Origin of the sequence: Streptomyces sp. NPDC014882 (genome assembly GCF_043081325.1) — a bacterium.
In the GTDB taxonomy this organism is placed as follows: Bacteria; Actinomycetota; Actinomycetes; order Streptomycetales; family Streptomycetaceae; genus Streptomyces.
Genome location: NZ_JBIBWL010000008.1, coordinates 254,504 through 274,220 on the forward strand (window position 1 = coordinate 254,504; position 19,717 = coordinate 274,220).

Below are 19,717 nucleotides of genomic sequence, written 5' to 3' on the forward strand. Positions count from 1 at the left end.
AGGGGCATGCCGCGCATTGTGATCATCAGCCCGCCGTTCTTCTCGCACGCCCGCCCCCTGTCCGTCCTGGCGGCCGCTCTGCGGGCGCGGGGGGCGGACGTGCACTTCGCCTGCTCGGAGGCGTTCGAGGATCTCGCGGTCCGCGCCGGCGTGCGTTTCGTGCCGCTGACCGTGACGCGCAACGCGAACACGGGCGTGGCGGAGGACACGGAGCAGGGGGCCGCGGAGGCGGCCCGGCTGGACGAGTTCCTCGACGCCACCCGACGCGGCGCGGTTCCCGCCCTGACGACGCAGGCCCGCCACCGCCGGGCCGACATGCTGGCCGACCCGGAGACCGTGCTCGCACAGTTGCGTGCCCTCGACGAGCGGCTGCGCCCCGACTGGTACGTGGTGGATCAGCTCGGTTACGCGGTGACGCTCGGCCTGCACTGCCTGGGGGTGCGGTACGCGACGTTCTGCCCGGGGCATCCGACCTACGTCCTGGCGGGTCCCGACAGCTACTTCGGCGTGCCCTACGACTGGCCCGCCGCCCTGCGGCCCGACCCGCGGCGTCTGGCCGTCCTGACGGCCGCGGCCCGCGAGAACGACGAGGCGTTCACGGCGCTGTTCGAGGCGTTCGTGCGGACCGAGGCGCCCGGCGCCCCCGCACCGGGCCGCGCCTTCGCGCTGACGTCGCCCGAGGCGGTCCTGTACTCCTACCCGGAACTGCCCTGGCTGCCCGTGCCGCCGGCGGGCCCGGAGCAGGTGTACGCGGGGCACATGGTGGGCGCCGCCGAGCCGTTGGACGACGACTGGTCGCGACGGCTGCGGCGGCTGCGCGAACGGGCCGAGCGGGTCGTCCTCGTCGCGCTCGGCACCTTCCTGAGCGCCCGCGACGACGTTCTGCGGACCGTCGTGTCCGGGGTGGTCGACGGCACGGACGGCACGGCGGTCGTCGTGGCGGCGGGCGGGCGGGCGGCCGCCCTCGCGGACCTGGCCGGCGACCGCGTCGTCGTGGCGCCGTCCGTCCCGCAGCAGTCCCTGCTCGCCCACGTGGACGCGATGGTCCACCACGGGGGCAACAACTCGTTCACCGAGTGCCTGCGGTTCGGGGTCCCCGCGCTGGTCCTGCCGTTCTCCAGCGATCAGTTCGCCGTCGCGCGCGACGCGGAACGCGCCGGTGTCGGGGTCGTACGGGACCCCAACACCCTGTCCTCCCGCGAGGTGCCGGCGGTGCTGCACTTCCTGAGCACGACCGTCCGCGAGCGCATGGGGCGGTGGGTCCGGCAGGCCGGTGAGCGCGGCCCGGACCACGCGGCCGCCCGGCTCCTCGCCGTCATGGGCGAGCCGGTCCCCGCGCCCTGAGGCGGCCGGCGGCCCTCACCTCGTGCGGCCAGGCTTCGGCAGCGGCACGGGCGTGCCGAACCGGACCGGGACACCCGGCGCGTACAGCACGCTGTCGGGTTCCGCGCGCACCGGGGCGACCCCCGCCCGGGCGAGGAGGGACGCGTCCCGGTCGAGGAGGTCGCAGCCGCGGAAGGTCCACACCGGATGGACGTTGGGCAGGTAGTACGACCGTGTCGGCCCGCGTTCGTGCAGCCCCCAGCGGTAGGTCAGGAACTCGTCCAGCGGCCGGGGCCGCGCCACGTCGTCCGAGACCCGGACCCGCACACGGCCGCTCGGCCGGCCGTTCGGCCGCGCCCGGGTGCGGTACGTCAGATCCCGGCCGTGCCACTGCCGGGACACGCGCGCCCACCGGTAGGGCAGCCCGAAGGCCGCCCGCGCGGCGAGGACCGGCAGCAGCCGGTCGCAGTCGAGCGAGCGGAAGACGACACCGCGCCGGCCGAGCGCGTCGCGGCTGTACAGGCGCACGTTGACCTCGTTGAACGTGCCCAGGTACGGCAGCGGCGGGCCGTTGCCGAAGGCGAGGTCCTCCATGGAGAAGAACACCAGGCCCGCGTAGGCGCGGCCGCGGTACAGGTCCGGGACCGTCCCGGGCGGCAGCAGGCGGGCGACGTCGAAGGGGTCGACCTCCCAGTGCAGGAACACCAGGTCGCGCCAGGACTGCCGGAACAGCACACGGCGCAGGCGGCGAGGGGCGAGGGGGGTCAGCGACTCGACGCCGCCGGTGTGCCGTTCGCCGCGATCGCTCATCACGCGTTCCTTCCGGCAGGTGACGGTCCGTGGGCGCGGCGACGCCGCCCGGCGTCCGGCCCGCCCGGGGATCATTCGGCCGGAGACCCCGGGACGGTTGCACCGGCGAGGCGGACACCCGTTCCCGGCACGGGATGCGCGGACCGCACGCAATGCGCACGGCGCGCGGCGCGCGGCGCGCGGCGCGGGCCGGCACCCCGCACCGCGCCGGCAGCAGGCCCGCCCGGATCGGGGCGGTTCGGGGGACGTCGCGGGCCGCGCCCCGGGGACCCCGCCGTCACCGGGTGGACGGCGCACGGGACGCCGTCAGGGCGTCGACGATCATGTCCACCGCCTCGTCGACCGTACGCCCGGGTGGCAGGACGGGCGGGCGGCCGACCACGGCGCGTTCCGCGAACCCCGACTCCACGTGCGGCAACCGGATGTCCAGGACCGCCGTACCGGTGCGCCGGCGCTCGCGGCGGACCGACGTCAGCCAGGCCGCCAGCGCGGCCTTGGAAGCGGTGTAGTCGGCCGTGCCGGCCGGTGCGGCGTCCACGACGACGCCGGTCACCGCGGCGAGCGTGCCGCCCGGCGGCACGACGGTGAGCGCCGCGCGGAGGAAGGCGACGGGCGCGAGGGCGTTGACCGTCAGCAGGTGCTCGGCGACCGTGTCGCCGACCGCCTCGGCCGGACCGAACCCCGCGGCCCCGACGCAGACCACCACCGTGTCCAGACCGCCGAGCGCGCCGGCCGCCCAGGGGACCGTTCGGGCACAGCCGTCCAGGTCGTAGGCGTCGAAGCGGCGGGCCGGCGCACCGCCGCAGGCGGCGGAGACCCGTGCCAGGGAGGCCGGGTCGCGGCCCGCCACGGCGACCCGTGCGCCGAGTCCGTGCAGCCGCTCGGCGAGGGCGGCGCCGATGGCGCCGGTCGCGCCGGGCACGAGGACGCGATCACCGTTGACCTCCACCGGTCACCTCCTTGTCCCGGTACGCGGGGAGGGACGCCGGGCGCCGGCCCCGGTGGGGCCCCGCCCCGTCCGGCGGTGCCGCCCGCGACGGAGCCGGTGCTCCGTCCCGTCCGCTTTCGTCACCACTTCCCAGGACGGGGGGTGAGCGGTTGCAGCGTCCTCGTGGTGGTGTCCGTGGCGTGGCCGCGCAGCGCAACGCGGGCGGCGTCCCCGAGCGGGCGGCCCGCCGGGAGGGGGCGGCCGCGGAGGCGAGGAGGAGCTGTCACGGCGGTCCCCACCGGCTGTCCGGTGACCGGCTCCGGCCGCGTTTCCCGACCGGCGGTGCCGCGGGGCCGGGGAGCCGGACGTCCGGTGTCCGCCGCGGACGCCGGGGCGGGGCATCCGGCTACCGCCGCAGGTCCCGCAGCACCTCGCGGGCGGCCCGCGCCCCGGACGCCAGGGCTCCCTGTACGGATCCGGTGGCGCGGTGGTCGCCGCACACGTGACGGCCCGGCGCGACACGCGTGGTGCGGGTCAGGGGCCGGGGCGGGATCATCGCGGGCAGCGCGTCCTCGATCGTCCGGACGGTCAGCAGGTCCCAGCCGTCCGTGCCGGTGCCGTACGCCTCGCCGAGCGCCTCCCGCACGGCGCGCTCCCGGCCCTCCCTGTCCCGCCCCAGGACCGAGGTGGCGACGAGCGCGTGGCCGGGCGGGGCGTAGGCGGGCACGACGTCGCTGAGGACGCAGGTGTTGAGGAAGCGGCGCCGGGTGTCCACGAGGAGGGTCGGCTCGCCGAGCGGGGAGCGCGGGGCGACGTGGTAGTACGTCGTCACCACCCGGTAGTCGGGGAGGCCGACCCCGGGGAGCAGGTCCCCGGCGGGCCCGGGGCCGGTGGCGACCACGACGGCCCGGGCGGCGATCTCCCGGCCGCCCGCCGTCAGGACGCCGTCGTCGGTGAGGCGTTCGACGGGGGTCTCCAGGTGGACCGTGCCGCGCGGCAGGGCGGCCGCCAGGGCGCGCGGCACGGCTCCGACGCCCTCGGTGGGCAGGCACAGGGTGCCGCGCAGCATGCTCCGCCACACGAGGTGGAACACCCGGGCGGAGGTCTCCAGGTCGTCCTCCAGGAAGACCCCCGACAGGAACGGGCGGAAGAACCTCTCGACGAACGCGTCGGAGATCCCGGCGTCCGCGAGCGCCGTGCGGGTGGTGGTGTCCGCGAGGCGCTTGAGCAGGCGGGGCGGAGCCAGCATGTCGCGGGCGGACAGCAGGCCGAGGGCGGCCAGGTCGCGCGGTCCGGCGAGGCGGCCCGGCAGCAGGTCGGGCAGCGTGCGCGGGCGGCGGGTGGGGTCGCTGAAGCGGAGCCGGCCGGAGGGGGTGTGGATCAGGACGCCGGGGGTGAAGGGCCGCAGCCGCAGGTCCTTCAGGACCAGCCTGCGCCGGACCTGGGGGTAGGACGTGTTGAAGACCTGGAACCCGCGGTCGACGACGAAGTCCCGCACCCGGTCGGAGCGCATCCTTCCGCCGACCTCGTCCCCGGCCTCCACGACCCGTACGGCGACACCGGCCGCCAGCAGGTCCCCGGCGCAGGCGAGCCCGGCGAGTCCGGCTCCGACCACCAGCACGTCCGTCGTGTCCCGGGCTGCGGACACAAGACCACCCCTCCCGCGTCTCGGCGCGGCCGGTGCCGCGTCCGTCTGTGTTCCAGGGGTTCCCCGCCGGCGGATGCGACACCGCACCGCCCACTCGAACGCCGCCCGTCCGGGCCCGTGACCCGTGGGGCCGGCTGCGGCCGTCCGGACGCCGTGAGGCCGCAGCCGGCATCGGCACCGGTCTCCGGCCACCCGGAGCCGCAGCCCACCGGAGGCGGGCTCCGACCGGACAGGGCTCCGACCGGACGAGACACCGACCGCGTCGGCTGCCGCAGAGCCCGCCCGTCCCGCCGTCGGCCCGCCTCCCGCGCCGTCCGGACGCCCCGTCGGACCACCGGCCCCCCGAGCGCGGCCCGGGACCGGGCGCCGTACCCCCTACGTGGAGTCCCGCGGGCAAGCCGGGCACCGCCGTCGCCTACGCCGCCGGAGGCACCTACGCCACCGGAGGCACCGGGAAGATCATGCAGCTGCTGGTGGCGTGGGCGAGCAGACGTCCCGTTCCGTCGACCAGCTGCGCTTGCGCCAGGGCTGTTCGGCGGCCCTGGCTGACCACCGTGCCGACGGCACGCACCGTTCCGGTGTCCACGGTGATCGGCCTCAGGAACTTCACGGTGAGGTCGAGCGAGGTGTAGGCCATGCCCTGCGGAAGGGTGGACTGCACGGCGCAGCCGGCCGCCGAGTCGAGCAGGGTGGCGAAGACGCCGCCGTGCACGCTGCCGATCGGGTTGTAGTGCTCCTCCCCCGGGATCAGCGAGAAGACCGCCCTGCCGGGCTCCACCTCGTCCAGGGTGAAGTCCACGGTGCGGCCGACGGGCGGCCCCGGGAGCCGTCCCGCCAGCAGTTCGCGCAGGAAGTCGATGCCGGCCATGCGCCCGGCTGCTTCCGCCAGGATCGCGGGGTCGTCCCACTGATACGTACGCGTTCGTCCCACGAGCCGAGGCCTCCCCGTCTGGCTTTTACCGGTGAAGCTAGCCCTCGGCCCACCTGACTGTCAATGACGAAGCCAGCCCTCTACCATGGCGGGATGGAGTGGCTTGAGGCGAGCACGGAGAACTGCCCCGTCCAGCGCACGCTCGACGTGGTGGGGGAGAAATGGACGTTGCTGATCCTGCGTGACGCCGTCAACGGGGTCCGCCGCTTCGACGACTTCCACCGTCACATCGGCCTGTCGGAGGCCGTTCTCAGCGACCGCCTCCGGAAGCTGGTCTCGGCCGGCGTCCTGAGGACCGCGCCCTACCGGGAGCCGGGCAACCGCTCCCGCAACGAGTACCGCCTGACCCGCAAGGGCTGGGACCTGTGGCCCGTCCTCATGGCGCTCGGCCAGTGGGGCGAGGCCTACGCCCTGGGCGCCGAGGGCCCCGTGCTGGACGTCCGCCACGCCGACTGCGGCGCATCGGTCCGGGTCGTCGTCGAGTGCTCCGCCGACCACGCGGCCCTCACGCCCGGCGAGGTCACCGCCCGACCGGGGCCGGGGGCCCGCCCCCGCTCCTGAGGAGGGGCGTCCGCCTTCCGGGCCCTTACGGGGCCTGACGGGGAGCGTCCCGCCGCCGCGGGAAGGGGTCGGCAGGATCCGGACCGACCTGCCCCGCCGACTCCCCTCGCGGCAGGGGTCGGCGGGGCCGGCATCCGTGGCGGCCGCCCGGTGGCGCGGCTCGCCCGCGCGGCGCCCGGACCTGCCGCCCGGGCGGGAGAACGGGACGGCCCGCCGCGCGAAACCCGAACCGCCCGCTCAGGCGCTCGCCTGCCGGCGCGCGGCCATCCGCCGCGGCGCGGCGTGGTGCACCACCGTGCCGGCATCGGCCGGCCGCCGGTGCGCCAGCCACACGGACGTCACGGACAACAGGCCGGTGAAGACGACCAGGAAGAACACCGACACCCACATCTGCCGGCTGCCGGGGTCCTCCCATCCCGCCCAGGCGGCCGAGGCGGCCCACAGGGCGGCTCCGCCGGCGTAGACGGGGCGGACGCGCCGCAACTGCCGAGCGGCACGCACGGACTCGACGTGATCGTTCTCCGGTGTCATGGCGGCCCAGTACCCCGAAACGCCGTTCCTACCGTCCCGGAACCGCCCGGAATCCCGGAGGCCGATCCGCGCCCGGTCCCGGGGCGGGACCGGGCGGCGGCTCACCCCCGGCGGCCGGGGGTCCGCCGGAACGCCACCGCCGCGACGACGCCGCCGATCAGTCCGAAGAGGTGTCCCTGCCAGCTGACCCCGGTCTCGGTCGGCAGCACGCCCCAGAGGATCGAGCCGTAGACGGCACCGACGAGGAGACCGACCACCACGTCACCGACGCGGCGGTCGACGAAGCCGCGGACGACCAGGTAGCCGAAGAGACCGAAGACGACGCCGGAGGCGCCCGCGGTCGTGGAGTACGCCGGTGCCGTGAGCCAGACGCCCAGGCCGCTCACCAGGATGATCAGCGCGGCGACGGCGAGGAAGCGGCGGATCCCGGACAGGGCGGCGAGGAAGCCCATCACCAGCAACGGCAGGCTGTTGGCGGCGAGATGGCCGAAGCCGAAGTGCAGGAAGGCGGCGGGCACGACGTCGCGCAACTCGCCGAACTCCCGTGGCGAGATGCCGTAGGAATCGAGGGCGTGGCCGCCGGCCGCGTCGATGATCTCCAGCACCCACAGCAGGGCGACCCACCCCGCGACCAGCACCGCCGCGTCCCGGACGCGTGTCCGCCGCGACGGCGGTGCGGGCCGCGGCACGCCGTACGCGCCGGCCGGTCCGTTGCGGGATCCGGCACCGAAGTCCGATCCGTACACCACAGCTGCCCCCTCCGATGTCCTCTCGTCCGTCGATTGTGCCCGACCCGGTCGCCTCCTGATCAGCGATCACCGCGGGGAGGAGGGCCGGCCGCGCACGCGGTGCGGGACCCGTCGGCGCCCACGGAGTCCCGGCGTCCGCGGAGTCCCGTCGTCCGGTGCCGGCCGACCGATCCGGGAGCGTGCGGGCGGGCGCTGGTAAAATGGGCGGACGCTTCCGTCACCGCCGGGGTCCGTACCAACGGGTACGGACCCCGGCGCGTTGCGGGCGTCACCCCGAGGAAGGTTCCCCATGAACGCGAAGCCGCCGGCCCCTGGACTCCCGCACGCCGGCAAGCGCCGGCCGGCGACGGTGCCGCAGGGCGAACCCCCGGCGTCCCCGTCCGTCTCCCCCGGCCCGCCGGCCGTGTCCTTCGGCGCGCTCGGCCTCCCCCCGCGGCTGCTGACGGCGATGACCGGTCTCGGCGTGACGGAGCCCTTCCCGATCCAGGCGGCGACCCTGCCCGACGCGCTGGCCGGCCGTGACGTCCTCGGCCGGGCGCGGACCGGTTCCGGCAAGACGCTGGCCTTCGGCCTCGCCCTCCTCGTCCGTACGGCGGGCCGGCGGGCGGAGCCGAAGCGGCCCCGGGGACTGGTCCTGGTGCCGACCCGGGAGCTCGCCCAGCAGGTGGGCGAGGCGCTGGAGCCGTACGCGCGGGTGCTGGACGTGCGGCTGGCCACGGTGGTCGGAGGCCTGTCGATCAACCGGCAGACGGCACTGCTGCGGGCCGGCGTCGACGTCGTCGTCGCGACACCGGGGCGGCTGACCGATCTGCTGTCGCGCCGGGACTGCTTCCTGAACCACGTGCGGGTCACGGTGCTGGACGAGGCGGACCAGATGTGCGACCTGGGTTTCCTGCCCCAGGTCTCGGAGATCCTCGGGCAGATTCCCGCCGACGGGCAGCGGCTGCTGTTCTCGGCCACGCTCGACGGCGGCGTCGACCAGCTGGTGCGGGACCACCTGCACGAGCCGGTCCTCGCCTCGGTCGACCGTGCGGCCGCCTCCGTCGCCACGATGGAGCACCACGTCCTGAACATCCACCCCGCCGACAAGTACGCGACCGCGACCGAGATCGCCGCGCGGGACGGCCGGGTGCTGATGTTCCTGGACACCAAGGCCGCCGTGGACCAGTTCACCCGGCACCTGCGGGCCAGCGGGGTGCGGGCGTCCGCCCTGCACAGCGGGAAGTCTCAGCCCCAGCGCACCCACACGCTGGCGCAGTTCAAGAAGGGCGAGGTCACCGTGCTGGTGGCCACCAACGTCGCCGCGCGGGGCATCCACGTCGACGCGCTCGACCTGGTCGTCAACGTCGACCCGCCGGCCGACGCCAAGGACTACCTGCACCGGGGCGGGCGTACGGCGCGGGCCGGGGAGTCCGGCAGGGTGGTCACGCTGGTGACGCCGGGCGAGCGGCGTGAGGTGAACCGTCTGATGTCCGAGGCCGGGATCCGGCCGACGGTCACGCAGGTGCGCTCGGGTGAGGCGGCGCTGACCGCGATCACCGGGGCGAAGCGCCCGCCGGCCGGGACGAAGGGCGGCGGCAACGCTCCCTTCCGCGGGCTGGGCACCCGTCCGGCCGGTGCGGGCAAGGAGTCCCGCAGGACCTCCGATGCCCGCAGGACGGCGGAGGCCCGTGCGGCGGCCCGGGTGCGCAAGGGCCGCTGACCGGGTTTTCACCGCCTCACCACCCCTCTTCCGTGCCGAGGGCCGGGGGCCGGGGCCGTCGTCGCGGGCCGGGGGCCGTCGCCGGGGTCAGGCCGAGGTCCTGCGCCGGTCCGCCTGCTCGCGCAGTTCCTCGTTGATGCGCCTGGCCTCTTCGAGCTGGTCCTCGAGGATGATGATCCGGCAGGCGGCCTCTATGGGAGTGCCGGCGTCGACGAGTTCCCGCGCGCGGGCCGCGATGCGCAGCTGGTACCGGGAGTAGCGACGGTGCCCGCCGCCGGAACGCAGGGGCGCGATGAGGCGGTTGTCCCCCAGCGTGCGGAGGAAGGCGGGGGTGGTGCCGAGCATGTCGGCGGCCCGACCGATGGTGTAGGCGGGGTAGTCGTCGTCGTCGAGCGGGTCGAGGGTGCGGGGATCAGCAGGGGGCATAGACCTCTTCTTTCCGGGGACGCGTCGGGGGGCCCTGGACGCTCGTCTGCGTCCAGGGCCCCGAGGTTTCAACACCATCTACCGGCTGACCTGCACCGGCTTCCTTGTTCCGCCTGTCCGTCCACCGGGACGGGACTGCGGGGATCGCGAATGCGTGACCGTGGACCACCTTCCGATCTGGGGTCTGCGGTACCCGGGCGGTAGTCCGTCCTCACCCGGGCGATCCTGATGGCGTCTGCTCCTCACCTCATTCGGTTGCGCGGTGTCGACATGTGCGGTCATTGCACGGCAGCTCGTCCTGCCGTTCGTTCGGACTTCCTGACCACGGACCCAACGTTAGCCCCCGCACCGGGCAATGTCTACTGTCACCAGGACAGATTTACTCCCGCTCGAAGAGATCTTCTTCTGTCCCGGCAGCGACCTTTTCGACGGCTGCCGGGACCGGGCGCCCCCGGATGGCCCGACCGCCGCGTTCCGCCGCGTTCCGTCGTGTTCCCTCACGTCCCGTCGTGTTCCCTCGCGTTCCGCCCGCCGTTTGCGGCGCCCGCGCTTCGGGGACCCGGCTGCGCATGAACACAACGCCACGACGCCGTCGTCCGAAGCAGATCCGACTGCTGGAGCTCCTGGACCGTCTGGAGCGCGGTCCGCGGGCCGATCCCCTGATCGACGCCCTGCGCGGCGGGGTGCGCGCCCTGCCGCTCGGACCCGGACGGGACGCGCTGCACGGCCGATGGCTGGGGCACCCGGTGCATCCGCTGATGGTGCAGGTGCCGATCGGGAGCTGGCTGTCCGCGGCCGTCCTCGACACCCTTCCCGGCCGCTCCCGCGAGGCGGGTCTGCTCGTGGGCGTCGGCCTGGCCACCGCCGCGCCCGCGGCGCTGGCCGGCGCGGTGGACTGGGCGGAACTGCACCGGGAGCAGACCCGGGTGGGGCTCGTGCACGCGGTGGCGAACCTCGCCGCCGTCGGTCTCTACGCGACCTCCCTGGCCCGTCGCCTCAGGGGCCGTACGGCCGCCGGCCGGGCCTACGGCTTCCTCGGCCTGACGGCGGTCGGGCTCGGCGGGATGCTGGGCGGGCACCTGGCCTACCGGCAGGCGTCCGGCGCCAACCACGCGGAGGAGGTCCCGCACGTCGTGCGCGAGGGCTGGCACCGGATCGGCGCCGTGAGCGAGTTCCCGGCCGAGCGGCCCGTACGGCGCGTCGTGGACGACGTCCCGGTCCTGGTGGTCCGCCGGACCGGCGGGGCCGTCCACGCGCTGGCCGAACGGTGCAGCCACCTCGCGGGTCCGCTCTCCGAGGGCACCGTGTCCGAGGGGTGCGTGCGGTGCCCGTGGCACGGGAGCGTCTTCCGGCTCTCCGACGGCTGGAACGTGCACGGCCCGGCCACCGCGCCCCAGCCCGCCTTCGAGACCCGCGTCGTCGACGGCCACGTCGAGATCCGCCTGCCCCGGCACGACCGGCCGAGGCGGCGGCACGCGAGCGGGGCCGGCTCGGGCGCGACCGCCCTCCTGCGCCGCCACCACGACTGACGTCCTCCCGTGCGCGGCACTCCGGCCGGTGCCGGCGGCGCCCGTGAGCGCTACGCCCGGCGGGCGAGCAGGACCACCGCCGACCCCACCGCGGCGGCGCAGGCGAGGACCGCCGACGCGACCGCGGCGTGGCGCCTGAGCAGGTCACGGCGCAGGGTCGCGTAGCGGGCCTCGTACTCCTGCCGCAGCTCGGCGGCCCGGCGGACCGTGTCCCGCAGCATCCGGCGGGTGAGGTCGGTGCGCTGCCGGACGTAGTGGCGGGTCAGGTCGTCGGCCTGGCCCGTGGTCAGCCAGGGCAGCCGGGCACAGAGTTCCTCGGCGTCACGGTGCGCCTGGTCGTGGTGGGCACGGGCCAGGAGGTAGCCCTCGGCCTCGGCGGCCAGGGCGCCCTCCCGCCCGTCGGGCACCGGGTGTCCGCCGGCCGTCACCGCGGTTCGCCCTTGTGTCCCTCGGCGTCGACGGCGTCCCGCTGACCGGCGTTGACCTCCTGCTCCATGTACGCGAGTTCGGGGTGGTGCAGGTCGAAGGCGGGGGATTCGGAGCGGATGCGCGGCAGGGTGACGAAGTTGTGGCGCGGCGGCGGGCAGGAAGTGGCCCACTCCAGCGAGCGGCCGTAGCCCCAGGGGTCGTCGACCCCGACCCGCTCGCCCTTCTGGGTGGTCCACCAGACGTTGTAGAGGAACGGGAGCGTGGACAGGCCGAGCAGGAAGGCACCGATGGAGGAGACGGTGTTGAGGGCGGTGAAACCGTCCGCCTCGAGGTAGTCGGCGTACCGGCGGGGCATGCCTTCGGCGCCGAGCCAGTGCTGGACCAGGAACGTCAGGTGGAAGCCGACGAACAGGGTCCAGAAGTGGATCTTCTCCAGCCGGGGGTTCAGCAGCTTGCCGGTCATCTTCGGCCACCAGAAGCTGAACCCCGCGAACATCGCGAAGACGATCGTGCCGAACAGGACGTAGTGGAAGTGGGCGACCACGAAGTAGCTGTCGGTGACGTGGAAGTCCATCGGCGGGGAGGCCAGCAGGACGCCGGTCAGGCCGCCGAAGAGGAAGGTGACCAGGAAGCCGGCCGCCCACAGCATCGGTGGCTCGAAGGAGATCGAGCCCTTCCACATGGTGCCGATCCAGTTGAAGAACTTCACTCCGGTCGGCACGGCGATCAGGAAGCTCATGAAGGAGAAGAACGGCAGCAGGACGGCCTGGGTGGCGAACATGTGGTGCGCCCAGACGCTCACGGAGAGGCCGGTGATGGCGATGGTGGCGCCGACCAGGCCCATGTAGCCGAAGATCGGCTTGCGGGAGAACACCGGGAGGATCTCGGTGACCACCCCGAAGAACGGCAGCGCCAGGATGTACACCTCGGGGTGGCCGAAGAACCAGAACAGGTGCTGCCACAGGATCGCCCCGCCGTTCTGCGGGTCGAAGATCTGCGCGCCGAACTTGCGGTCCGCCTCCAGGGCGAGCAGGGCGGCGGCCAGCACCGGGAAGGCCAGCAGGACCAGCACCGAGGTGAGCAGCACGTTCCAGGTGAAGATCGGCATCCGGAACATGGTCATGCCCGGTGCGCGCATGCAGAGGATCGTGGTGATGAAGTTGACCGAGCCGAGGATCGTGCCGAAGCCGCCCAGCGTGAGCCCCATGATCCACAGGTCGCCGCCCACCTGGGGACTGCGCTCGCCGCCGCTGAGGGGCGTGTAGGCGGTCCAGCCGAAGTCGGCGGCGCCCTCGGGCACCATCAGGCTGCTCATCGCGATCAGGCCGCCGAAGAGGAACAGCCAGTACGCGAACATGTTGAGCCGCGGGAAGGCGACGTCCGGAGCACCGATCTGCAGGGGCATGATGGCGTTCGCGAACCCGGCGAACGTCGGTGTGGCGAACAGCAGCAGCATGACCGTGCCGTGCATGGTGAACGCCTGGTTGTACTGCTCGTTCGACAGCATCTGCAGGCCCGGCCTGGCCAGTTCCGCCCTGATCGCCAGGGCCAGCGCTCCGCCGATCAGGAAGAAGCAGAACGACGTGATCAGGTAGAGGTGACCGATCTTCTTGTGGTCGGTCGTGGTCAGCCAGCTGACGATCACTCGGCCTCGGCTGCGGCGCGCCGCGGCCGGCACGGGAGCAACGGGTTCGGTCTGGGTCGCCATCAGATCCCTCGGTCGGCAGTGGGGGGTCCCGGCGGCCGAAGGGGCACCGGGGGTCCTGCCCGCCCGCCGAGCCGGGCGCTCGGGTGCGGCAGTCTGCGACCAGCCCACCGGAGACCGCGACGGCCGTGCAAGCGCTACGCCCGGCAGCGTTCCTTTTTCAGTCGAATGGCGGACGAAACGCCCATTCCGCGTCGGTGGACGCCGTGGCCCGCGGATCCACCGGCTTCCGGGACACGGACCGCTACCGTGACCCGTATGCCCGAAATGCCACAAGAGACCAGCGGTGAGCCGGCCGTGCCGCCGCGGGGGTGGGCCAGGTTCAAGGAGTCCCCGCTCCTGCCCGCGGCCGTGCTCGTGCTGATCCTGACGGCGGCCGCGGCCCTGTTCGCCGGTTCCTACACCTACTCCATGGCCGACCCCACCCCGCGGTCGATCCCCACCGGGCTGGTCGGCTCCCCCGATCAGCCCGAGGGCCGGCGCTTCGTCGAAGGCATGGAGGAGGCCCTCGACACGGCGGTGAGGATCCATCCCTACGACACGGCGGCCGAAGCCCGGACCGCGATCGCGGAGCAGCGGGTCTTCGCGGTCGTCGACGTGCGCAGGGGGGAGCGGGCCGTCGTGCTGGACCTCTCCGCGGCGTCCGGCGCGTCGGTCGCGGAGGTGCTGGCCGAGGCGGCGCCCGCGGTGGGCCGGCGGACGGGCGTGGCCGTCGCCGTCCGGGACGTCAACCCCCTCCAGGAGGGCGACCCGCGAGGCCTGGCCATCTTCTACGTCTCCCTCGCGGCGGTGATCGTCGGGTTCGTCGGCGCGATCCAGCTCAGCGTGCACGCCCGGGCCCTCACACCGGCCGAGCGCGTCGCCTGCACCGCCCTGTACGCGCTGCTGGGCGGGTTCGCCGTCGCCGCGACGGTGGACTGGCTGCTGGGCGCGCTCGATCTGCCGTTCGTCGAGTCGTGGCTGATCCTGGCGCTCACGATGTTCGCGAGCGGCATGGTCTTCACGATGTTCAACACGATCGTGGGCCGCTGGGCGATGCTGCCGACCTGGGGGCTGATGGTGCTGCTGGGCAATCCGTCGTCGGGCGGCGCGGTGTCGTGGCCGCTGCTGCCCTCCCCGCTGGGGCTGATCGGCCGGTGGCTCCCGCCCGGCGCGTCCGTCAACGCCCAGCACACGGCGGTGTACTTCGCGGGACACCAGCACGCTTTCCCCTTCCTGGTGCTGGCGGGGTGGGCCGTGGTGTCCTGCGGGGTCTTCTGGACGTGGCGCCACCGGCACCCAGGAGGCCGCGAGACCGGGCCGGAGGCCGGCGCCGAGGCCGGGACCGCGTGATCGGCTCGAGGCCCCCGGCGGACCGACGGCGTCCGCCGCGCCGGGGGACCCGTTCCGTCAGGCGTCCTCGACCGTGACCGTGACGGGCGTCCCGGCCTCCACGGTCCGGCTGACCGTGCAGAGCCTGTCGTGGGAGACCTTGACCGCCCGGGGGAGGATCGCGCGGGCGCGGTCGCCGGCCTCGCCGTCCGGGAAGGCGACGGAGAAGCCGACGGAGAGGCCGGTCAGCCGGTTGCCGAGTTCGTCGCCGATCTTGTCACCGGTCACGGTGACCGTGAAGCGGGTCGGCTCGCTGTGGCGGGCGGTGGCGACGTCGACGTCGACGGCCGTGCAGCCCCCGAGCGCGGCGAGCAGCAACTCGACGGGGGTGAAGTCGGTTTCGCCGTCCTCCGTGGAGCCGGTGCCGAAGGAGATCGTGCCGCCGCGCGGGTTGGTGGCGGTGAAGTGTCCGGTGCCGGTCCGTTCGACGGTGACGGAGCGCAGGGTGTTCTCGGTCATGCGACGGACAGTAGCGGGCGCGGGCGCCGGAGGCGATCGCCGGGGGCCGCGGCCGGGGCGCTCAGTACCGCTGGGCCTTGGCGATCTCCGCCGTCAGCTGCGGCTCGGGGGGCTTGCGGCTGACGGCGAGGGGCTGTGCCCGCTCCCCCGGCGCGAGGTCCTCGGCGCCGACGTAACGGGTTTCGACGACCTTCCCGTCGGGGTCGCGGAAGTCGACCCGGACGGCGTACGAAGCGGTGTCGCCGGACCGGTTGGTGATGTTCACGACGACGGCGAGCAGCCCGCCGGTCTGCGCCCGCGGCTTGCCGGTGAGGGAGACGTCGGCGGTGGCGTTGCCGCGGCCGTCGACGTCCTCGAGTTCCTTCTCTGCGGCGGCGCCGGCGCGGGCCGCCTCGGCGGAGACCGACGCCTCGAACTCCGAGGCGCGGGCCGAGGCGGAGGACGCGGCGGCGGAGACCGAGGCCTTCGCGGACTCCGCGAGCGACCGCAGGGCGGACGGTGCCGAGCCGGTGAAGGAGGCGGTGGCGGGCGCGGAGGGCCGTACGCTCGCGGACGAGGTCGTGCCGCCGCCGTCGTCGTCCGCACCGCACGCGGCGAGCGCCGCCGTGCCGAGGACGGGGGCGAGCGCCATCGCCACGGCCGCCAGGGGCCCCCGTCGTGACGCCGTCCGGGTCCGGTGCGTGTCCATCCGTGCGGTCCTCCCACGTCTTGACCCGGTGTGACCCACGGCGGTGCGGCCGGCCGCCGACGGCGCCCACAGTGCCTCTCGCCCGTCCCACGGGTGGGGCCTGCGGCCCTTCCCCCATGAGACGGGTGATGCGGCGGTCCAGCCACTCGGGACGGCCGGGTGGGCGGGCGGCCCGGTCCCCCGGCATGCTCCCACCTCTCGTGACGTGTGGCGACGGGACGAATACGGGGGGCTACGGAGTTCCGCATTCCGGCGTTGACATGATCACGCGCCCGCCGCCCAGAAGATCGTGGACATTACAACTGGATCATTGGCAGCATGCCGCACGTCTGTTCCCCTCGTGATCGAAGGAGTACGGCGTGCACAGATCCACCAGCCGGTCCGACCGACCGGCTCGGCGCGGCCGGAGACCCGGCCTCGCGTTCTCTCTGGCACTGGCCCTCCTCGCGGAAGCCGGCGTCGCGCTGAGCCTCTCCCCCGTCGCCGGCGCCGCCGAGCCGGCGGCCGCCCCACGGGCCGGAGCCACCGCTCCCGTCGTGTCCGCCACCGCGCGGGAGGAGGCGAACGCCCGGCTCACCGCCCAGGCGCAGGGGCGCCGCATCGAGGTGACCGGTGCCCGCACCGAGAGCACCACCCTGTGGGCGAACCCCGACGGCACCATGTCGCAGGAGTCGTTCGCCGGTCCCGTGCGCTACCGGGACCACGGCCGCTGGGTCGACGTCGACACCGACCTGGTGAAGAACCCGGACGGCTCGGTACGGGCGAAGGCGCACCCGCGCGGCCTGCGCCTGGCCGGGCGCACCGGGGCCCTCGGCGGTGACCTGGTCAGCCTGGGCAGCGGCGACCGGGAGATCGCGCTCGGCTGGCGGGGCGCGCTGCCCGAACCCTCGCTGGACGGCCCGAAGGCCACCTACGCGGACGTCTCGCCGGGGACCGACCTCGTCGTCGAGGCGACCCGGACCGGCTTCGAGCAGTACCTCGTGGTGGCGGACCGTCAGGCCGCGCAGCGCGCCGCGGCCTTCACGCTCCCCGTGCGCGCCGAGGGGCTCCGGGCGAGCCGGGAGGCCGACGAGACGCTGGTGCTGACCGACTCCCGCACCGGCGAGGAGGTCGGCCGCGCGCCGACGCCCTTCATGTGGGACGCCTCCGCGAAGGACGGCGACGCCGCCGGCGCGCGCCGGGCCCGGGTGGACCTCGACGTGGTCCGGCGGACGGACGGATTCGACCTCACGGTCCGGGCCGACAAGGACTTCCTGGCCGACAGGGCCACGAGGTACCCGGTCACGATCGACCCCGCGGTGTACTTCGGGACCAACTTCGACACCACCGTGCGCAACGGCGAGACCGCGGACCTCTCCGCGGGCACCGGCCTCAACGTCGGCCGCGAGTGGCAGAAGACCGAGGCCCGCTCGTTCATCAACTTCCCGCGCAGCTCCGCGGTGACCGGCCAGGACGTCCTCAACGCCGAGCTGAACCTGTACGCCACCTGGTCGGACTCCTGCGAGCCGCGGTCGTGGGAGATCTGGGACACCGGAACCGCGTCGGCCGCCACCCGCTGGAGCGACCAGCCCGCCTGGCGCTCGAAGGTGACCACGTCGACGCAGACGCACGGGCACACCGACTGCGGCACCCGGTGGATCACCGAGGACATCACGCCGCTCGTGCGGCAGTGGTCCCGGACGGACCGCGCGGTGGACACCGTCGGCCTGCGGGCCACCGACGAGGCGGACTACAAGTCCTTCAAGATCTTCGCCTCCGCCGACGCGCCGCAGGCACCGTCGGTCCTGGTCACCTACGAGACCCCCGCGGACCCGGTGAAGGACCACGTCGTCTACTGGAACGACGTGCTCCAGGCGACCTTCCGGCAGGTGGGCGGGGCTCCCGGTCCGCTCGCCCGGGCCGGCGCGATGATGCACGGCGCGATCTACGACGCCGCGAACTCCGCGCGCTGCGCCGAGGGCGCGACCCGGTGCCTGGGGGACGCCTACCTGGTCAGGGCCACGGCCTCCAACGGGGCCCTGCCGGACGTGAACAGCGCCATCGACCACGCCGCCTTCGACGTCCTCAGGTCGGTCTACCCGGGTTACGACTTCGACGACGAGATAGCCGCCGCCCGTTCGACCATCCCCGCCGCGGTCACCGCGGAGCAGCGGGCGGCCGGCACCGAGGTCGGCCAGAAGGCCGCCGCGGCCATGCTCTCGGCCCGGCAGAACGACGGCTCGGCGCCCGCCGCCCCGTACACCGGCAGCACGCAGCCCGGTTACTGGAGGCCGACCGGCACCGGCGACGGGGCCACCCCGGAGTGGGGCGGGGTCAAGCCGTTCGGCATGGCGTCCGGCACCCAGTTCCGTCCGGCGGGTCCCGGCGGGCACACCCTGATGAGCACGCTGCTGCCGAGCCAGGCGTACGCCGACCAGGTCGACGACGTGAAGAGCCTCGGCGGCGCGGAGTCCGGCACCCGTACCGCCGACCAGACGCAGGCCGCCCTGTTCTGGGCGAACGACCTCGACGGCACCTACAAGCCGCCGGGCCAGCTGTTCGAGCAGACCCAGATCCTCTCCCGGCAGCAGGGCACGACCGTCTCGGGCAACGCCAAGCTGTTCGCCCTCACCGCCTTCGCGATGGCGGACGCGGCCGTCGTGGCCTGGGACACGAAGTACCGGACGGACATCGACCTGTGGCGCCCGGAGAGCGCGATCCGCCTCGACGGCGACGGCAACGCGGGCACGACCGCCGACGCCAACTGGCAGCCGCTGTCCCAGGACCGCAACGGCAACCACTTCAGCCCCGCCTTCCCGGCCTACATCTCGGGTCACGCGACCTTCGCGGGCGCCTGGGCCCGGGCTACCCGGGACTGGTTCGGGACCGACCAGCTCTCCTGGACGGCCACCACCGAGGACCCGAACGCCGTCGGGGTGACCAGGACGTTCTCCAGCGTCTCGGCCGCCGCGGCGGAGAACGCCGTCGGGCGGGTCTGGCTGGGCGTGCACTACCGGTGGGACGGCACCGACGGGGTCACCGCGGGCGGTGCCGCGGCCGCCTACACGACGGCCAACCGGCTGAAGCCCAACACGGCGGCCTCCTGGACGAAGTACGAGGACCTGCACAACCTCGCGGGCTGCCAGGAGACCGGCAAGCGGCTCGTCGCCGAGCACCGCTGGACGTCGTACCAGTGCACCCAGGTCCAGGCTCCGGAGCCCGACCACACGCTCTACGTCAAGTAGCCGCCCCATGAGGAGAGAAGAGACAGTGATGCGTGGACGGAAGACGTTTCGCGAACGCCCGGGGCGCGCCGTGTTCGCCCTGGTGGCGGCCTGTGCCATGGGTGCCGTCGCGGCCCCCTTCGCCGTGGCCGGCGCCTCGTCGCAGCCCGCCGCCCGGCCCGCGGCGGACGGCGGGCCGGGCGACCTGCTGCTGCCCACCCCGGAGGCGCCCCGGATCTCCGACGGGCCGTACGCGGGCTTCCAGCTCTGCGGCGGTCCGGCGGGGGACCCGGTGGTGACGTCCGGGTCGCCGACCCTGGCCGCCACCCTGGAGGCGGTGGCGCCGCCCGGGACGGTCGAGTCCGGCGGGCCGGGGCCGCGCCGCAAGGTGGTCTTCGAAGTGGACACGGCCGCCGGGGAACCGGTGTCGCACAAGCAGCTGACCAGCGACACCAGCCACGACGCCGCCTACCAGCTGCCCGACGGCACGCTGGCCGACGGCGCCTACCGCTGGCGGGTGCGGGGCAAGGACGGTGCCACGGAATCGGCGTGGACGGCGTGGTGCCCGTTCACGGTCCGGCGCGGCTGAGCGTTCCGCGGGGGACGTACCGGCCCGGGGGGGGGGGGGCCCCCCCGGGGGCGGGGGCCCCCGCGCGGGGGGCGGCCGGGGGCGCCGGCCCGCCGGCGCCCCCCCCCCCCCCCCCGGGGCCCGGGGAGGGGGGCC

At 74.5% G+C, this 19,717-nt stretch carries 18 protein-coding genes; 7 read left to right on the forward strand and 11 right to left on the reverse strand.

The genetic code is table 11. The annotated features are described in order from the left end of the window. Positions 1–6: 6 nt before the first annotated feature. Positions 7–1,344, forward strand: coding sequence for a glycosyltransferase (locus tag ACF09K_RS20530; RefSeq protein WP_392245410.1), 1,338 nt, complete (start codon positions 7–9; stop codon positions 1,342–1,344). Positions 1,345–1,359: 15 nt separating this feature from the next. On the opposite strand, the gene ACF09K_RS20535 is transcribed toward ACF09K_RS20530, so the two are convergent. From ACF09K_RS20535 to ACF09K_RS20550, 4 genes are all read right to left on the reverse strand, one after another. Continuing rightward, on the reverse strand, positions 1,360–2,133 hold the full coding sequence (locus tag ACF09K_RS20535; RefSeq protein ID WP_392245412.1) for a YqjF family protein: 774 nt from the start codon (positions 2,131–2,133) through the stop codon (positions 1,360–1,362). A gap of 277 nt (positions 2,134–2,410) precedes the next feature. After that, positions 2,411–3,082, reverse strand: coding sequence for an SDR family NAD(P)-dependent oxidoreductase (locus ACF09K_RS20540; RefSeq protein ID WP_392245413.1), 672 nt, complete (start codon positions 3,080–3,082; stop codon positions 2,411–2,413). A gap of 385 nt (positions 3,083–3,467) precedes the next feature. Beyond that, complete coding sequence (locus ACF09K_RS20545) at positions 3,468–4,709, reverse strand: NAD(P)/FAD-dependent oxidoreductase (protein WP_392245414.1); 1,242 nt, start codon at positions 4,707–4,709, stop codon at positions 3,468–3,470. Between the two features lie 433 nt (positions 4,710–5,142). Continuing rightward, entirely contained in the window at positions 5,143–5,640 is a 498-nt protein-coding gene (locus ACF09K_RS20550) for a PaaI family thioesterase (RefSeq protein ID WP_392245416.1), read from the reverse strand. Positions 5,641–5,733: 93 nt separating this feature from the next. Here ACF09K_RS20550 and ACF09K_RS20555 point away from each other — a divergent pair, with 93 nt between their 5' ends. Continuing rightward, positions 5,734–6,201 (forward strand): winged helix-turn-helix transcriptional regulator, encoded by a 468-nt coding sequence (locus ACF09K_RS20555; RefSeq protein ID WP_392245418.1) that lies wholly within the window; start codon positions 5,734–5,736, stop codon positions 6,199–6,201. A gap of 237 nt (positions 6,202–6,438) precedes the next feature. On the opposite strand, the gene ACF09K_RS20560 is transcribed toward ACF09K_RS20555, so the two are convergent. Both ACF09K_RS20560 and ACF09K_RS20565 read right to left on the reverse strand, forming a co-directional pair. Beyond that, the gene (locus ACF09K_RS20560) at positions 6,439–6,732 is read right to left on the reverse strand and encodes a hypothetical protein (protein ID WP_392245420.1); all 294 of its coding nucleotides are present in this window, start codon (positions 6,730–6,732) and stop codon (positions 6,439–6,441) included. Between the two features lie 101 nt (positions 6,733–6,833). Next, on the reverse strand, positions 6,834–7,421 hold the full coding sequence (locus tag ACF09K_RS20565; protein WP_392245551.1) for a rhomboid family intramembrane serine protease: 588 nt from the start codon (positions 7,419–7,421) through the stop codon (positions 6,834–6,836). Between the two features lie 349 nt (positions 7,422–7,770). Between ACF09K_RS20565 and ACF09K_RS20570 the strand changes: the two genes are divergently transcribed. Next, the gene (locus ACF09K_RS20570) at positions 7,771–9,183 is read left to right on the forward strand and encodes a DEAD/DEAH box helicase (RefSeq protein ID WP_392245421.1); all 1,413 of its coding nucleotides are present in this window, start codon (positions 7,771–7,773) and stop codon (positions 9,181–9,183) included. A gap of 87 nt (positions 9,184–9,270) precedes the next feature. Here the strand turns inward: ACF09K_RS20570 and ACF09K_RS20575 are convergent, their stop codons facing one another. After that, positions 9,271–9,609 (reverse strand): MerR family transcriptional regulator, encoded by a 339-nt coding sequence (locus ACF09K_RS20575; protein ID WP_366058641.1) that lies wholly within the window; start codon positions 9,607–9,609, stop codon positions 9,271–9,273. A 569-nt stretch (positions 9,610–10,178) separates the two neighbouring features. Between ACF09K_RS20575 and ACF09K_RS20580 the strand changes: the two genes are divergently transcribed. After that, complete coding sequence (locus tag ACF09K_RS20580) at positions 10,179–11,138, forward strand: Rieske 2Fe-2S domain-containing protein (protein WP_392245423.1); 960 nt, start codon at positions 10,179–10,181, stop codon at positions 11,136–11,138. A gap of 50 nt (positions 11,139–11,188) precedes the next feature. On the opposite strand, the gene ACF09K_RS20585 is transcribed toward ACF09K_RS20580, so the two are convergent. Beyond that, positions 11,189–11,566, reverse strand: a complete 378-nt coding sequence (locus ACF09K_RS20585) for a hypothetical protein (protein ID WP_392245425.1) — start codon at positions 11,564–11,566, stop codon at positions 11,189–11,191. Further along, positions 11,563–13,275, reverse strand: coding sequence for a cytochrome c oxidase subunit I (gene ctaD / locus ACF09K_RS20590; RefSeq protein ID WP_392245426.1), 1,713 nt, complete (start codon positions 13,273–13,275; stop codon positions 11,563–11,565). The genes ACF09K_RS20585 and ctaD overlap by 4 nt, the downstream gene beginning before the upstream one ends. 255 nt (positions 13,276–13,530) lie before the next feature. On the opposite strand from ctaD, the gene ACF09K_RS20595 reads away from it, so the two are divergent. Further along, entirely contained in the window at positions 13,531–14,604 is a 1,074-nt protein-coding gene (locus ACF09K_RS20595) for an ABC transporter permease (RefSeq protein WP_392245428.1), read from the forward strand. A 57-nt stretch (positions 14,605–14,661) separates the two neighbouring features. On the opposite strand, the gene ACF09K_RS20600 is transcribed toward ACF09K_RS20595, so the two are convergent. Together ACF09K_RS20600 and ACF09K_RS20605 are read right to left on the reverse strand one after the other, a co-directional pair. Then, complete coding sequence (locus tag ACF09K_RS20600; protein ID WP_392245430.1) at positions 14,662–15,102, reverse strand: OsmC family protein; 441 nt, start codon at positions 15,100–15,102, stop codon at positions 14,662–14,664. Between the two features lie 61 nt (positions 15,103–15,163). Next, positions 15,164–15,790 (reverse strand): hypothetical protein, encoded by a 627-nt coding sequence (locus tag ACF09K_RS20605; RefSeq protein ID WP_392245431.1) that lies wholly within the window; start codon positions 15,788–15,790, stop codon positions 15,164–15,166. A gap of 359 nt (positions 15,791–16,149) precedes the next feature. Here ACF09K_RS20605 and ACF09K_RS20610 point away from each other — a divergent pair, with 359 nt between their 5' ends. Both ACF09K_RS20610 and ACF09K_RS20615 read left to right on the forward strand, forming a co-directional pair. Next, positions 16,150–19,014 (forward strand): DNRLRE domain-containing protein, encoded by a 2,865-nt coding sequence (locus tag ACF09K_RS20610; protein ID WP_392245433.1) that lies wholly within the window; start codon positions 16,150–16,152, stop codon positions 19,012–19,014. A 28-nt stretch (positions 19,015–19,042) separates the two neighbouring features. Next, positions 19,043–19,582, forward strand: coding sequence for a hypothetical protein (locus tag ACF09K_RS20615; RefSeq protein WP_392245435.1), 540 nt, complete (start codon positions 19,043–19,045; stop codon positions 19,580–19,582). The last annotated feature ends 135 nt before the right edge of the window (positions 19,583–19,717 follow it).

Excerpts from the sequence above, each read along its gene's own strand:
- ACF09K_RS20575 (WP_366058641.1), bottom strand. The coding sequence starts at position 9,609 with ATGCCCCCTGCTGATCCCCGCACCCTCGACCCGCTCGACGACGACGAC.
- ctaD (WP_392245426.1), bottom strand. The coding sequence starts at position 13,275 with ATGGCGACCCAGACCGAACCCGTTGCTCCCGTGCCGGCCGCGGCGCGC.
- ACF09K_RS20605 (WP_392245431.1), bottom strand. The coding sequence starts at position 15,790 with ATGGACACGCACCGGACCCGGACGGCGTCACGACGGGGGCCCCTGGCG.
- ACF09K_RS20595 (WP_392245428.1), top strand. The coding sequence starts at position 13,531 with ATGCCCGAAATGCCACAAGAGACCAGCGGTGAGCCGGCCGTGCCGCCG.
- ACF09K_RS20555 (WP_392245418.1), top strand. The coding sequence starts at position 5,734 with ATGGAGTGGCTTGAGGCGAGCACGGAGAACTGCCCCGTCCAGCGCACG.
- ACF09K_RS20530 (WP_392245410.1), top strand. The coding sequence starts at position 7 with ATGCCGCGCATTGTGATCATCAGCCCGCCGTTCTTCTCGCACGCCCGC.
- ACF09K_RS20615 (WP_392245435.1), top strand. The coding sequence starts at position 19,043 with ATGCGTGGACGGAAGACGTTTCGCGAACGCCCGGGGCGCGCCGTGTTC.
- ACF09K_RS20560 (WP_392245420.1), bottom strand. The coding sequence starts at position 6,732 with ATGACACCGGAGAACGATCACGTCGAGTCCGTGCGTGCCGCTCGGCAG.
- ACF09K_RS20600 (WP_392245430.1), bottom strand. The coding sequence starts at position 15,102 with ATGACCGAGAACACCCTGCGCTCCGTCACCGTCGAACGGACCGGCACC.
- ACF09K_RS20570 (WP_392245421.1), top strand. The coding sequence starts at position 7,771 with ATGAACGCGAAGCCGCCGGCCCCTGGACTCCCGCACGCCGGCAAGCGC.
- ACF09K_RS20535 (WP_392245412.1), bottom strand. The coding sequence starts at position 2,133 with ATGAGCGATCGCGGCGAACGGCACACCGGCGGCGTCGAGTCGCTGACC.
- ACF09K_RS20580 (WP_392245423.1), top strand. The coding sequence starts at position 10,179 with ATGAACACAACGCCACGACGCCGTCGTCCGAAGCAGATCCGACTGCTG.